Origin of the sequence: Azospirillum sp. CT11-132 (genome assembly GCF_047302835.1) — a bacterium.
Lineage (GTDB): Bacteria > Pseudomonadota > Alphaproteobacteria > Azospirillales > Azospirillaceae > Azospirillum.
In genome coordinates this window covers 128,990-142,632 of sequence record NZ_JBGLZA010000006.1, presented here as the reverse complement: position 1 = coordinate 142,632, position 13,643 = coordinate 128,990, and the positions used below count along the sequence as shown (strand labels likewise).

Here is a 13,643-nt window from a genome sequence, read left to right as displayed (position 1 = left end):
GTGCCATCGTCGCACCTCGCCCGGCCGCCGATGGCCGGCCGCCGAGGAGAAGCCCGTCGATGAACGCCTTGCGGCGTCTGTCCGCCCCTGCCCTGGTCCTGGCCCTTTTGGCCGCGCTGGTCGCCGCCAAACCCTGGCTGCACGGCCATCTGGAACCCATCGTCGGGCTGCCGCTGAGCGGCGGGTTCGACATCGCCGTCGCATCGGCCGCGTGGCTTGCCGCCGCCTGGGGCGGGGCGCGGGTGATCGACATGCTGGCGGCGGGCAACGGCGGCCGGCCGCCGCGCATCCCCCGGCTGCTGGCCGACCTGCTGCGCTTCTTCGTCTATGGCGTCGCGGTGCTGGCGATCCTGGCCTTCGTGCTGGAACAGCCGGTGACCGGGCTGCTGGCGACGTCGGGCGTCGCCATCGCCGTGCTGGGCTTCGCGCTGCGCAATATGATCGCCGACATCTTCGCCGGCATCGCCCTGAACATCGAACATCCCTATCGGCTGGGCGACTGGCTGGAGCTGTCCCCCGGCGTCGCCGGGCGGGTGGACGAGATCAACTGGCGCGCGACCCGGCTGATCGCCAGCGACGGCACCGCCATCGTCGTGCCGAACGGCATCGTCGCCGGCAGCCGCTTCGTCAATTACAGCCGCCCGAACCCGGCCTTCCGCGCCACCGTCCCGGTCCTGCTGGACCAGGAAGTGCCGGTGGAGCGGGCCAAGCGCATCCTGCTGTCGGCGATGCTCTGCGCCGACGGCGTGCTGCCCACGCCGCGCCCGGACGTGATCGTCGAGGCGGTGACGCCCAACGGCATCTCCTATCTGGCGCGCTTCTGGACCGACGACGGCGGCCGGGTGTCGCTGGTGCGCGATGCCGTGCTGACGGCGGTGCTGTCCAACCTCGCCCACGCCGGAATCGAGCCAGCCCGCCCCAAGCAGGAGGTCCGCCGACGCCAGACGGGGGCGCACGACACCGGCCTGCTGCGGCGCGGGCTGCTGCGCCAGTTGGAGCTGTTCGATGCCTTCGACGACAAGGAGGTCGACGCGCTGGCCCAGGCGATGCGCCAGTTCCACATCCCCGCCGGCACCGCCGCCGTTCGCCAGGGCGACGCCGGAGAATCGCTGTTCGTCATCGCCGAGGGTGTGTTCGACGTCCAGATCGCCGCTCCCACCGTCCCCGACACGGAGGACGGGCAGCGCTCCGGCGTGGTCCATCTGACGCGGCTGCGGCCGGGCGACCTGTTCGGCGAAATGTCGCTGCTGACCGGGCAGCCGCGCAGCGCGTCGGTCATCGCCTGCACCGACGCCGTGGTGTTCGAACTGTCGCGCGGCCATCTGGACCCGGTGCTGCGGCGCCGTCCGGAACTGGCGGAACGGCTGGCCGAACTGATGGCCGAACGCCAGACCCGCAACGTCAGCCAGTCCAAGCGCCAGCAGGGCGCCACCCCGCCGCCGCCGGCGGAATCACAGGCGCTGCTGGCGCGGCTGCGGGGCTTTTTCGGGCTTTAGGACAGATCATACCCTACGCATCATGCGAAAGCCGGAACGTCAACGCGCTGCGGATATGAGAAGCATCATCGGCCTCTCAATTTCATCCTTCAGTTCCGGATCAGTTTCGATCTGCTGTGCCGATGGAGCAAATTCTTCAACGGCTTGAATCGTAAAGCCAGTCCTGATCAGCGTATTCAGCGTGGTGCCGATGGTCCTATGATACTTCAATACTCCTTTGGCAAACCAGTCAGTGCGACGTTCTCCTTCATCAGAGTAGCGATTGACTAGCCATGCCTTGTGCCCGTCCTCATCGGTAATCCAATGTGGATTGGATGCTGCCATGAAGATCGGATGCTCTATTGTAAACACGAGTCGTCCACCTGGCACCAGAGCCTGATGGACCATTTTCACCAACCGCTGAAAATCCCTGATGTAATGGAAGGTTAGAGCGCTGTAAGCGAAATCGAAAGCCGCCGGCGGCAATTCCATAACTTCTATGTCCGCAATTCGATATTCGATTTCCGGATCGACGGTATTCGCTCTTGCGCGACGGATCATGTTCTCGGAAAGGTCAAACCCCAGCACTGAGGCTGCCCCTTGGTCACGCATCCACCTTGAAACCCAGCCGAAACCACACCCGAGATCGACCACACGCCTTCCCACCAGATCGGGCAGCATTGCGCGGATAGCAGGCCACTCCGGCGCACCGTCCAGGCCGTGCACTTGGCGAGGCAACTGGCTGTAACCAGCAAAGAATTCGGGATTGTCGTAGATATTCTGTGCCATGGCAAACTCCATCTATGATGATGGACGAGGCACAATACTCGTACTGAAGGCCTCGTCCATGAGGGGCGAGACCAGGGTACCGTCCGCTAACGATCAGTTATCGCGGCCGATCTCCCGGCATCCCGCCTGCTGGGATGCCGGCCAACCGGGCAACAATGTGGGTGTCCTTTTCAACCATTGAGGCAGGATATTCTTTGGATCCGGAAGCGTCAATACCGTCTTGCCTCCTCAATTCGCGACAAAGGAGCGAGGGTTCAGGGGGTGCACTGGGAAGAAATCATCGAGCCCCGCGAGCCCGGCCAATAAACCTCCGGGGCTGTGAGCAAGGTTGCCCGACGGTCTCCATCGTGGAACCTCGGGCCCTGCAGGACGTTATTCCGCACAGGTGCCGGTGGTGCAGTTTGGCCCTTCTTGCGGGTCGAGCGCCCCTTCGTCCTGAACCAACGAGGAGGCTCGACAGCCGATGTGCGGACTGAGTGGTGAAATTCGTTTCAAGGCCGGCGAGGCGGCCAGCACGGTGGCCGTACAGGCCATGTGCGACAAGCTGGCGCCGCGCGGGCCGGACGGCCACGGCCTGTTCGCCCATGGGTGCGTCGCCTTCGGACATCGCCGGCTGAAGATCATCGATCTCAGCGAGGCATCGCAGCAGCCGATGGTGGATGCGGCCCTCGGGCTCGCCATCGTCTTCAACGGCTGCGTCTACAATCACCGGGAACTGCGCGAGGAGCTGGTCGGGCTCGGCTACCGCTTCTTCTCCGACGGCGACACCGAGGTCCTGATCAAGGCCTATCACGCCTGGGGGCCCGATTTCGTCAAGCGCCTGAACGGCATGTTCGCCTTCGCCATCTTTGAGCGCGACAGCGGCCGGGTGGTGCTGGGCCGCGACCGGCTGGGCATCAAGCCGCTGTATCTGGCGGACATTCCCGGCGGCCTGCGCTTCGCCTCCACCCTGCCCGCCCTGGTGGCGTCCGGTGGGATCGACACCGACGTCGATCCGGTGGCGCTGCACCATTACATGAGCTTCCACGCCGTCGTCCCGGCGCCCTACACCATCCTGAAGGGCGTGCGGAAGCTGCCGCCCGCCACGGTCCTGATCGTGGAGCCCGACGGCACCCGGCGCGAAAACACCTATTGGTCGCTGACCTTCGGGCCGCAGTCCGGCGACGAGGGGCGCGATTTCGCCGACTGGCGCGAGCTGGTTCTGGAGACGCTGACCCGCGCGGTACGCTGCCGGCTGGTCGCCGACGTGCCGGTGGGCGTGCTGTTGTCGGGCGGGCTGGACAGCTCGCTGATCACCGCGCTGCTGGCCGAGAACGGGCAGAGCGGGCTGAAGACCTTCTCCATCGGTTTCGAGACGGTGGGCGACGAGCGCGGCGACGAGTTCCAGTATTCCGACATCGTCGCCAAGCATTTCGGCACCGACCACCACCGCATCTTCGTCGACAGCGCCCGCGCCCTGCCGGAGCTGACCGACTGCGTCCGCGCGATGTCGGAGCCGATGGTCAGCCACGACAACATCGGCTTCTTCCTGCTGTCGCAAGAGGTGGCGAAGCAGGTGAAGGTGGTGCAGTCGGGCCAGGGCGCCGACGAGGTGTTCGGCGGCTATCACTGGTATCCGCCGCTGCTGGACAGCAAGGACGCGGTGGGCGACTACGCCCGCGTCTTCTTCGACCGCGACCATGCCGGGATGGCGGAGGCGTTGGACCCGCGGCTGGTCGGCGAGGACCATTCCCGCCGCTGGCTGGAACAGCGCTTCGCCATGCCCGGCGCCGACCGGCCGGTGGACAAGGCGCTGCGGCTCGACACCACGGTGATGCTGGTGGACGATCCGGTGAAGCGGGTCGACAACATGACCATGGCCGCCGGGCTGGAAGCGCGCGTGCCCTTCCTCGACCACGAGCTGGTGGAACTGGCGGCCCGCATCCCGGCGGAGATGAAGCTGCCGGACGGCGGCAAATATGTCCTGAAGGAAGCGGCGCGGCGCGTGGTGCCGGCGGCGGTGATCGACCGGCCCAAGGGCTATTTCCCGGTGCCGGCGCTGAAATATCTGCGCGGCCCCTTCCTGGAGCGGGTGCGGGACGTGCTGAACGCACCGGCGGCGCGGGACCGCAGCCTGTTCCGCCGCGCGTATCTCGACCGGCTGCTCGCCGATCCGGAAAGCCACATCACGCCGCTGCGCGGGTCGAAGCTGTGGCAGGTGGCTCTGCTGGAATTCTGGTTCCAGGAACAGGGCCTGTAAGCGGTCGTCCTTACGGCCATTCCAAACGAAGAACGCTCCGCCGGCACATCCGGGCGCGGGACCGATCCGCGTCCCCGGATGTTGCCAATGCGAGGAGCCGCATCCGACGATCAGGGGGAACCCATGAGCTACGCCCGCGTGAAACCGCACCGGCTGGAGCGCGCCGCCAGCGCCACCCTGCGCCACACCCGCCGCTACACCGGCCGTCCGCCGGCGGGAGAAACCGAGGCCGACGCGCCGCGCGCCGACGTGGTGGTGGATTGCGGCTGGGGCCGGCTGATCTTCGCCCACACCTTCGACGATCTCGACCGCATGATCGAGACGCTGAGGCAGGAGGCGCCGGGCACCCGCGACATCGTCTTCTATCTGCAGGACCCGCATGTCGCCCTGTCGCGCGCGCCGCAGGAGCTGTTCCTCGACCCGTCCCACACCTTCCGCCTGTGGCTGACCGACTATCGCCCGTCGCGGGGCCGGCCGAAGGGCTACAGCGTCCGCCGGCTGCGCACGCGCGAGGATGCCGAGGGGGTGCAGCGCATCTATGCCCGGCGGCGGATGGTGCCGGTCTCCTCCTCCTTCCTGGTGGCGTCGCGCAACAGCCGGGTGCTGACCCATTTCGTCGCCTGTGACGATTCCACCGGCGAGGTGATCGGCTCGGTAACGGCGGTGGATCACGCCCATGCCTATGGCGATCCGGAGAACGGCAGTTCGCTGTGGTGCCTGGCCGTCGATCCGCAGGCGTCGTTTCCGGGGATCGGCGAAACGCTGGTCCGCACGGTGGCGGAGCATGTGCAGGCGCGCGGGCGCGCCTTCCTCGACCTGTCGGTGCTGCACGACAACGAGAACGCCATCGCGCTGTACGAGAAGCTGAATTTCCGCCGGATTCCGGCCTTCGCGCTGAAGACCAGGAACCCGATCAACGAGCGGCTGTTCACCGGTCCGCAGCCGGGCGAACGGCTGAACCCCTATGCCACCATCATCGTCAACGAGGCGCGGCGGCGCGGCATCGGCGTCGATGTGGTGGATGCCGAGGCCGGCTATTTCTGCCTGACCTGGGGCGGGCGCAGCGTGGTCTGCCGCGAATCGCTGAGCGAACTGACCAGCGCCATCGCCATGAGCCGCTGCGACGACAAGGCGGTGACCCGGCGCGTGCTGGAACGCGCCATGCTGAACGTGCCGGCCCAGGCGGTGGCCGGCGAGGGGGAGGAGAACGCGGCCTTCCTGGCGACGCATGGCCGCGTCGTGGTAAAGCCGGCGCGCGGCGAGCAGGGGCGCGGCATCACCGTGGACGTGCGCGACGCCGAGACGATGGAGCGCGCCATCGCGGCGGCCCGCCAGCATTGCGACACGGTGCTGCTGGAGCGGTTCTGCGAGGGGCAGGATCTGCGGATCATCGTCATCGACAAGAAGGTGGTGGCCGCTGCGGTGCGCCGCCCGGCCGAGGTCACCGGCGACGGCACCCACAGCGTGCGCGAACTGATCGAGGCGCAGAGCCGCCGCCGCGCCGCCGCCACCGGCGGGGAAAGCCATATTCCGATGGACGCGGAGACCGACCGCTGCCTCGCCGCCGCCGGCAAGAGCCTGGACGACGTGCTGGCGGCCGGCGAGGTGCTGCCGGTGCGCAAGACGGCGAACCTGCACACCGGCGGGACGATCCACGACGTGACCGACTGCCTGCATCCGGAACTGGTGGAGGTGGCGACGGTGGCGGCCCGCGCGCTGGACATTCCGGTGGTGGGATTCGACCTGCTGGTGGAATCGCCCGACCGGCCGGGCTACGTGTTCATCGAGGCGAACGAGCGGCCGGGCCTGGCCAACCACGAACCGCAGCCGACGGCGGAACGATTCGTCGACCTGCTGTTTCCCCAGACGCGGGGGGTGCTGTAGGCCCCCCTCTCCCCCCCGGGGAGAGGGCCGGGGTGAGGGGGATGCACCGCGTGGATTCTCGGTAAGGGGCCGCCACGCTACCCCCTCACCCTAACCCTCTCCCCGGGGGGGAGAGGGGACTTTCAGCAGGAGGAAAACCCAACCATGGCCGTGCCGCTGCCCATCGACATGGGCTATGTCACCGACGTCCTCTACCGGCTGCTGACCACGCCGAGCCCGACCGGATACACCACCGACGTGGTGCGGCTGTGCTGTGCCGAGCTGGAGCGGATGGGCATCCCCTATGAGCTGACGCGGCGCGGCGCCATCCGCGCCGACCTGAAGGGGGTGCGGGCCAGCCCGGACCGGGCGCTGGTCGCCCATGTCGACACGCTGGGCGCCCAGGTGAAGATGCTAAAGGACAATGGCCGGATGGAGCTGGTGCCGATCGGCCACTGGTCGTCGCGCTTCGCCGAGGGGGCGCGCTGCACCGTGCTGACCGACCGCGGCCCGTGGCGCGGCACCATCCTGCCGCTGAAGGCGTCTGGCCACACCTTCAACAAGGAGGTCGACACCCAGCCGGTCACTTGGCAACAGGTGGAGCTGCGCGTCGACGCCCCGGTCGCCAGCCGGCAGGATCTGGAGGAACGAGGCTTCAACATCGGCGACATCGTCGCCATCGATCCGCAGCCGGAATTCCTGGAAAACGGCTACATCGTCTCGCGCCATCTCGACGACAAGGCGGGGGTGGCGGTGATGCTGGGCGCGGCGAAAGCGGTGGTCGATGCCGGAGCCGCCCTGCCGGTCGATTGCCACCTGCTGTTCACGATCTCAGAAGAGGTCGGGTCGGGCGCCTCCTCGATCCTGCATCAGGACGTGGCGGAGATGGTGACCATCGACAACGGCACCACCGCCCCCGGCCAGAACAGCAGCGAATTCGGCGTCACCATCGCCATGGCCGACAGCACCGGCCCGTTCGACATGGCGCTGACCCACTCGCTGCTGACCCTGTGCCAGGCGCAGAACATCCCGCACCAGCGCGACGTCTTCCGCTATTACCGCTGCGACAGCGCGTCGGCCATCGAGGCCGGCAACGACATCCGCACGGCGCTGGTCTGTTTCGGCATCGACGCCTCGCACGGCTACGAGCGCATCCATGCGAACGCACTGGAAAGCCTGGTGCGGCTGCTGGTGCTGTACCTGCAGAGCCCGCCCCGGGATTGAGGGGCGGGATTGAGGGGGACGGTCAGCAGCCCGCCGTTCCGTCCCGCCGCACCTCTTCCAGCACGCGGCGGAGGTCGCCGGGGTGGAGTGGCTTGTGCAGGAAGGCGCAGCCGCGGCGCTGGCCCTCCAGCAGGGATTCGGGCGCCGTCTCGCCGGTCAGGACCACCGCCGGGATGTCGGCCTTGAACAGCTTGCGCACACGGTCGATCACGTCGAAGCCGGAGACTTTTCCCGGCAGGCGCAGGTCGGTCAGGATGGCGTCGGGCGGACCCTCCAGCCCATCGACCGCGGCGAAGACCTCGCGCATGTTGGATGCGGAGACGAAGGCGCAGCCCCAGCTTTCCAGGGTCAGCAGCAGGCCGGACAGCACCATGCTGTCGTCGTCCACCACCAGGATTCGCATGCCGTCCAACGGGACTGCCGCCGCCGCCTGATCGGCCGACGCCGTCGCGGACTGGGTGTCGGCGAGCGCCTCCTCCCCCTCCAGGCGGTCGACGGTGACGGCGAAGACCGAGCCGCGGCCGGAGCGCGACCGCACGTCGATGGGCGCGCTCAGCAGAACCGACAGGCGCCGCACGATGGCGAGGCCGAGGCCGAGGCCGCGCGTCGGGTCGCGGGCCGGGTTGGTCAGCTGGTGGAACTCGTCGAAGATGACGTCCAGCTTGTCCTGCGGAATGCCGAAGCCGGTGTCCCACACCTCGATCCGCCAGTGCCCGTCGCGCTTGCGCAACCCCAGCAGGATGCCGCCGCGCTGGGTGTAGCGGATGGCGTTGGCCAGCAGGTTGCGGATGATGCGGCCGAGCAGGATCGGGTCGCTGCGGGTGAATGCCCGACAGGGCAGATGGACGCGCAGGCGCAGCCCCTTCTCCTCCGCCTGGGGACGGAATTCATCGGCCAGCGATTGCAGAAGCGCGTCGAGCGACACCGGCTGCAGGTCGGCCTCCACCGTGCCGGCATCCAGCGTCGAGATGTCGAGCAGGGCGTTCAGCAGCTGCTCGCCCGCCGTCATCGCGTTGGCCAGCATGCCGGCGGTGCGGGTCGCCCGAGCGTTGCCTTCTACCTGGGTGGTCAGCGCGTCGAGGAACAGGCGCATCGCCTGGAAGGGCTGGCGCAGGTCGTGGCTGGCCGAGGCGAGGAAGCGGGAGCGCGCCGCCGTGGTGCGCGCCACCTCCGCCCGCATCGCCTCCTCCAGCTTCGCGATGGCGCCGTCCAGCGTCGCCGTCGCCAGCACCCCGACCACGCGGCCGTCGACCAGCAGCGGCGTGGCGCGCAGGCTCAGCGGCGGTTCGGTCGGCAACTGCAGCGCGGCGCCGTCGGGCGGCGTGGCAGGGCCGTCGGCGCCTCCTACCCCGTAGAGCGGGCGCAGCGCGTCGGCCACCGCCGGCCAGCCGCCGGGCAGCAGGGTCGGCCCGCTCTCGTCGCGGGTGGCGGCGCGCGGATGGTTGAGCAGGGAGGCCAGCGCCTCGTTGCAGCGGACGGCGGCCATCTCCGGCCCGCCGATCACCAGCATGGTCGGCACCGTCCCGGCCGCGCAGACGCGCCGTGCGTTGTCGAGACACTCGCGATAGCGCAGATCGGTCGGAGACATTGGGGTGGCCGAAGATCGGTGCATCGCGTCGGAGTCTCTCACATCGGTGTCGCCGGGGATCGGGGCGGGGATCGGAGTGTCGTGGAACGGCTGGAGGCTGATCGCCATCGTAATCGGCACCGGCACCGGATAGACCGTCGGACAGTTTCGAAAATCCCGCAGAGAATAAACGGACAAAGCGGCTTCCGAAATCACACGATGGCTCTACTCCCTTCCTATGCGGAAGGTGCTGGCCGAGGTCGCCGCATCAGATGATCCTCCACGAAGTATTTCCGACGCAGAAGCGCCATCAGCCGGGTCTTCAGGACATCCATCTCCTGCGCCTTGCCGACGAAATCGTCGGCACCGGCGTTCAAACTGATCATCAGCTGTTCCTCGTCGTCCTGGCTGGTCAGGATGACGATTTGGAAGAACAGGCCGCGCTGGCGCCGGAACCTGTCGAATCGTTCGCAGAGCTGGGTGCCGCTGGTGCCCGGCATCACGAGGTCGAGGATGACGCAGTCGAGCCCGCCGCCGGCCAGCGCCGCCACCGCCTCGTCGGCGTTGCGGGCGGCGGTGACGGTGCAGCCCTCCTGCTCCAGTTCGGCGCGCAGGAACTCGCGGTAGGTCGCGCTGTCGTCGACGATCAGGATATGGGCGCGGCGGAAGATCTCCGGCACGGTCGGCGGTGCGCTGCGCCGCTCCAGCAGCGCGCAGGCCTCCACCACCAGCGCCTTGGGGTCGGAGGGGTCGTGCTCCCCCTCGCCGCGGCCGAGCACCATGACGGCGGCGTCGCTGCGCGCGCGCAGGTCGGCGAGGCCGGTGGGGCCGGCAAGCTCGCCCTCGACGATCAATAGGTCCTGCGAATTGCCGGCGATCTCGGCCAGGGCCGGCTCCACGCCTTCGACGCAGACGGTCTCGACGCCGCGTTCCTCCAGCAGAAGCTTCAGCAGAAGCCCCTGCGTCTGGGAACCCATGACCACAAGGCTGCGGAGTCCGTTCATGGCGCCATCTTATCGTCGGAGGTCAGTTGCAGCAGCCGTCCGGCCACCCGGTCGAGAGGCAGTTCCTCCACGGCGCCGCCCAGGCGCACGGCGGTGCCCGGCATGCTGTGGATCACCGCCGTGGAAGCGTGTTCGGCAATCGTGTAGGCCCCCACCCGATGCATGTCCACCAGTCCCCTCGCTCCATCCTCTCCCATGCCGGTCAGCAGCACGCCGATGCCGGAAGCGCCATAGGCGCGCGCCATCGACTGGAACAGCACCTCGCCCGACGGGCGCTGGCCGCACACCATCGGGTCGCCGGACAGTTGGATGGCGCCGTTGTCCACCAGCATGTGCCGGTCGCCCGGCGCCACATAGACCGTGCCGGGACGAGGCTTCACTCCCGCCTCGCCCAGTTGGACCGGCAGCGGGGAGACGGTGCCCAGCCAGTTGGCGAAGCCCTCCATGAAGGGGGCGCCCATGTGCTGGACCACGAAGACCGGCAGCGGAAAGCCGGTCGGCAGCTCCTTCAGGACTTTCGCCAGCGCCGCCGGCCCGCCGGTGGAGGCGACGAGGCCCAGCCCGCGGAAGCGGCGGATGCGGCCGTCGGCGGTCACCGCCGCCTCGGGCAGGCGGCCGTCCGGGGATGGGGTTTCGCCGGACGCGCCGGACGCGCGGGCGGCCCGCGCGGTGATGCGGTGGCGGATGACCTTCACCTGACTCATGATGACAAGCTGGGTGCAGAGATGGTGCGCCACCGTCTGGTAGTCGGCGCGCGCCATGCTGCCCGGCTTTTCCACCACCGCCAGGGCGCCGGCCTGCAGCGCCCGCATCGGGATGTCGAGGTCGCGCACGTCGGACGCCACCACGACGATCGGCAGCGGGGTCTGCCGCATGATGCGGCTGGTCACCTCGAAGCCGTCGATGCCCGGCAAGCGGATGTCGAGCGACACCACGTCGGGGGCGTTCTTCTCGATCATGCGCAGTGCCTGCTCGCCGCTGGAGGCGATGCCCGCCACCTCCAGCCGCGGGTCGGCGCCGATGACGTGGCTGAGCAGCTGCTGGATGACCGGACTGTCCTCCACCACCAGCACACGGATACGACGGGTTCCGACACTGGGAGGTCCGGAGTGCGCCGCCCCGCTCACAGCAGCCGCCGGATGCCGGCCAGAAGCTCGTTCTGGTCGAACCGCGTCTTGACGATGTAGGCGTCCGCCCCCAGCCGCAAGCCGCGCTCGCGGTCCTCGTCGCTGGCGCGCGAGGTGACGAGGATCACCGGGATCTCCTCCAGCCGCTTGTCGGCCTTCACCGCCTGCAGCAGGGCGAAACCGTCCATCCGGGGCATCTCGACGTCGCTGATGATCAGGCCAACCTCCATCCCTTCCGAAAGGCGCTCCAGGGCCTCGCGCCCGTCCACGCACAGCGTCACCCGATAACCATGGGCTTCGAGGATGCTCTTTTCCAGCGTGCGGGTGGTGATGCTGTCATCGACGACCAGGATATGCGCCCGGGCAGGGGTAACCTCTTCCGCAGGTCGTGCCGGGGGCGGCAGGACGCTGCCGGGCAGCGGCATCAGGCCGGAGATGTTCAGCACCAGCGCCGGCCCGCCATCGTCCATCAGCACGGTGCCGAGATAGCGGCCGCTGTCGAGCCCGGTCTCCTCCGCCGCCGTCACCACCGTCTCCCGCGTCGCGACGAAGCGGTCGACCGCCAGCGCCAGCCGCCGGTCGGCCGCGCGGACGACCACCAGGGCCAGCGAGCGTTCGGCGGTGGGCACCACCGGCGCCTCCATGCCCAGCAGGGCGGCCAGCGAGGTGACGGGCGTCTCCTCCTCGCCGATGCGGATCATCGGGGTGCCGACGCCGGAGAACAGCGATTCGGCGGTGGCGGTGCGCAGCCGGACCACATCGGCCGACGGGATCGCCAGGATCTGATCCTGCACGGCGACGAAGACCAGACGCTGGCTGAGCAGGCTGAGCGGCACCTCGATGGTGACGGCGGTGCCGCCCTCCGGCCGGTCGGCGATGGTCAGGTTGCCCTGCAGCCGCTCCACCTCCCGCCGGGCGATGGGGAGGCCCATGCCGCGCCCGGCCAGTTCGGTGGTGCGCGAGGCGGTGGAGAAGCCGGGATGGAACAGGAACTCCGTCAGCCGCTCCAGCGGTATCTCCTCGGCGCCGGACAGCTCGTCGGCGTCGATCAGGCCGCGTTCGGCCGCCTTGCGCAGGATCGCCGCGCGGTCCAGCCCACGACCGTCATCCTCGATGCGCAGGAGCAGGCGCGCCCCCTCCACCGAGGCGGCGATGGTGACGCGCGCCGCCGGCCGCTTGCCCAGCGCCAGCCGTTCCGCCGGCGTTTCGATGCCGTGGCTGATGGCGTTGCGGGCGATGTGGAGGATGGGGTCCTTCAGCCGCTGCAGGACAGCGCGGTCGGCTTCCACCTCCAGGCCGCGGACATCGACCTCGACCTCCTTGCCCTCGGCCCGGCTGATGTCGCGGACCATGCGGCCGAGGCCGCTCAGCTGGTTTTCGGCCGGCAGCATGCGCAGGCGCCGCATGTCCTGCTGGAAGCCGCCGCCCCAGCGCCGCATCGACCACAGCAGCCGGTCATGGCTGCGGTGCGCGCTGTCGAGCGCGCCGCCCAGCGACCGGAAGCGGCGCTCGAAAGCCATCAGGGCGGGCAGCGCGCCGCGGCCGTCGAGCGCGTCGGCTCCATCCTCCGGCCGGGCCTCCAGCCGGGCGCCGCGGCCGAGCTGCACGCGCAGATGACGCCATGCGCGGTCGAGCGCCCGCCATTCCTGCCGCATCGCTCGGAGCTGCTCGCCAAGCCCCGCCTGCGCCTCCACCTCCGGCAGCAGGGCCGACGCGGTTTCCGACAGACGCTCCAGACCTTGGGCGGCGATGCGGACCAGGGCGGCGGAATCGGCGTCGACGGTGCGCTCGCGCTGGCGGGGAGGCCGGCTCCCGGCGGTACGGGCGGGGGATGCGGGAGCGGGAGCCGAAGGGGGGCCGCCGCTACGTCCGGCGGCCAGCGCGTCGAGATCGGCGAGCACGCCGGCCGTCTCCACCGCCCCGCCGCCCTGGAGCGACCAGGCGACCAGATCCTCGATGGCGTCGAGCGCGCGGCGGAACACGCCGACATTGGCGGCGTCGAGCGGGATCTCGCCCTTCTGCACGGCGATGAAGGCGGCTTCCAGCCGGTGGGAGATCGCCTCCACCTCCGGCAGGTCGACGGCGCGGGCGGCGCCCTTCAGGCTGTGGGCGCGCCGGTGGATGTCGACGAGATCCGGCGCGTCGCCCGTCGCCTCCGCATCGCGGAGCGCGTTGCGGATCGCGGCGAGATGGTCCTTGTGCTCCAGGTCGAAGGCGGCGAGCAGGCGCTGGCGGATGTCCATCAGGCACCTCTCCCGCCCGACGCTGGTCCCCTCTCCCCCCCGGGGAGAGGGTTAGGGTGAGGGGGATGCGCGGCGAGGATTCTCGGGAATTCACGCAGTGCATCCCCCTCAC

9 protein-coding genes are annotated in these 13,643 nt (G+C 69.2%); 4 read left to right on the top strand and 5 right to left on the bottom strand.

Going from position 1 to position 13,643, the window contains the following annotated elements; all coding sequences use genetic code 11:
• Window positions 1-59 precede the first annotated feature (59 nt).
• Entirely contained in the window at window positions 60-1,496 is a 1,437-nt protein-coding gene (locus tag ACCD06_RS24645; RefSeq protein WP_413344195.1) for a cyclic nucleotide-binding domain-containing protein, read from the top strand.
• A gap of 39 nt (window positions 1,497-1,535) precedes the next feature.
• On the opposite strand, the gene ACCD06_RS24640 is transcribed toward ACCD06_RS24645, so the two are convergent.
• On the bottom strand, window positions 1,536-2,264 hold the full coding sequence (locus ACCD06_RS24640) for a class I SAM-dependent methyltransferase (protein ID WP_109156495.1): 729 nt from the start codon (window positions 2,262-2,264) through the stop codon (window positions 1,536-1,538).
• Between the two features lie 463 nt (window positions 2,265-2,727).
• Between ACCD06_RS24640 and ACCD06_RS24635 the strand changes: the two genes are divergently transcribed.
• From ACCD06_RS24635 to ACCD06_RS24625, 3 genes are all read left to right on the top strand, one after another.
• Window positions 2,728-4,503, top strand: a complete 1,776-nt coding sequence (locus tag ACCD06_RS24635; protein WP_413344193.1) for an N-acetylglutaminylglutamine amidotransferase — start codon at window positions 2,728-2,730, stop codon at window positions 4,501-4,503.
• A gap of 123 nt (window positions 4,504-4,626) precedes the next feature.
• Window positions 4,627-6,387 carry an N-acetylglutaminylglutamine synthetase gene (gene ngg / locus ACCD06_RS24630; RefSeq protein WP_413344191.1) on the top strand — a complete coding sequence of 587 codons (1,761 nt, stop codon included), beginning with the start codon at window positions 4,627-4,629 and terminating at the stop codon, window positions 6,385-6,387.
• A gap of 144 nt (window positions 6,388-6,531) precedes the next feature.
• Window positions 6,532-7,590, top strand: coding sequence for an osmoprotectant NAGGN system M42 family peptidase (locus tag ACCD06_RS24625; RefSeq protein WP_413344189.1), 1,059 nt, complete (start codon window positions 6,532-6,534; stop codon window positions 7,588-7,590).
• 22 nt (window positions 7,591-7,612) lie between these two features.
• On the opposite strand, the gene ACCD06_RS24620 is transcribed toward ACCD06_RS24625, so the two are convergent.
• The 4 genes from ACCD06_RS24620 to ACCD06_RS24605 form a co-directional block, all read right to left on the bottom strand.
• Window positions 7,613-9,286, bottom strand: coding sequence for a hybrid sensor histidine kinase/response regulator (locus ACCD06_RS24620; protein WP_413344187.1), 1,674 nt, complete (start codon window positions 9,284-9,286; stop codon window positions 7,613-7,615).
• 107 nt (window positions 9,287-9,393) lie between these two features.
• On the bottom strand, window positions 9,394-10,161 hold the full coding sequence (locus ACCD06_RS24615) for a response regulator transcription factor (RefSeq protein ID WP_413344185.1): 768 nt from the start codon (window positions 10,159-10,161) through the stop codon (window positions 9,394-9,396).
• Window positions 10,158-11,234, bottom strand: coding sequence for a chemotaxis protein CheB (locus tag ACCD06_RS24610; protein WP_413344183.1), 1,077 nt, complete (start codon window positions 11,232-11,234; stop codon window positions 10,158-10,160). The genes ACCD06_RS24615 and ACCD06_RS24610 overlap by 4 nt, the downstream gene beginning before the upstream one ends.
• A gap of 50 nt (window positions 11,235-11,284) precedes the next feature.
• Window positions 11,285-13,531: a response regulator gene (locus ACCD06_RS24605; RefSeq protein WP_413344181.1), complete on the bottom strand. Its 2,247-nt coding sequence runs from the start codon at window positions 13,529-13,531 to the stop codon at window positions 11,285-11,287.
• Window positions 13,532-13,643 lie beyond the last annotated feature (112 nt).

Coding starts and splice junctions, on each gene's coding strand:
- ACCD06_RS24645 (WP_413344195.1), top strand. CDS start 60: ATGAACGCCTTGCGGCGTCTGTCCGCCCCTGCCCTGGTCCTGGCCCTT.
- ACCD06_RS24640 (WP_109156495.1), bottom strand. CDS start 2,264: ATGGCACAGAATATCTACGACAATCCCGAATTCTTTGCTGGTTACAGC.
- ACCD06_RS24635 (WP_413344193.1), top strand. CDS start 2,728: ATGTGCGGACTGAGTGGTGAAATTCGTTTCAAGGCCGGCGAGGCGGCC.
- ngg (WP_413344191.1), top strand. CDS start 4,627: ATGAGCTACGCCCGCGTGAAACCGCACCGGCTGGAGCGCGCCGCCAGC.
- ACCD06_RS24625 (WP_413344189.1), top strand. CDS start 6,532: ATGGCCGTGCCGCTGCCCATCGACATGGGCTATGTCACCGACGTCCTC.
- ACCD06_RS24620 (WP_413344187.1), bottom strand. CDS start 9,286: ATGGCGATCAGCCTCCAGCCGTTCCACGACACTCCGATCCCCGCCCCG.
- ACCD06_RS24615 (WP_413344185.1), bottom strand. CDS start 10,161: ATGAACGGACTCCGCAGCCTTGTGGTCATGGGTTCCCAGACGCAGGGG.
- ACCD06_RS24605 (WP_413344181.1), bottom strand. CDS start 13,531: ATGGACATCCGCCAGCGCCTGCTCGCCGCCTTCGACCTGGAGCACAAG.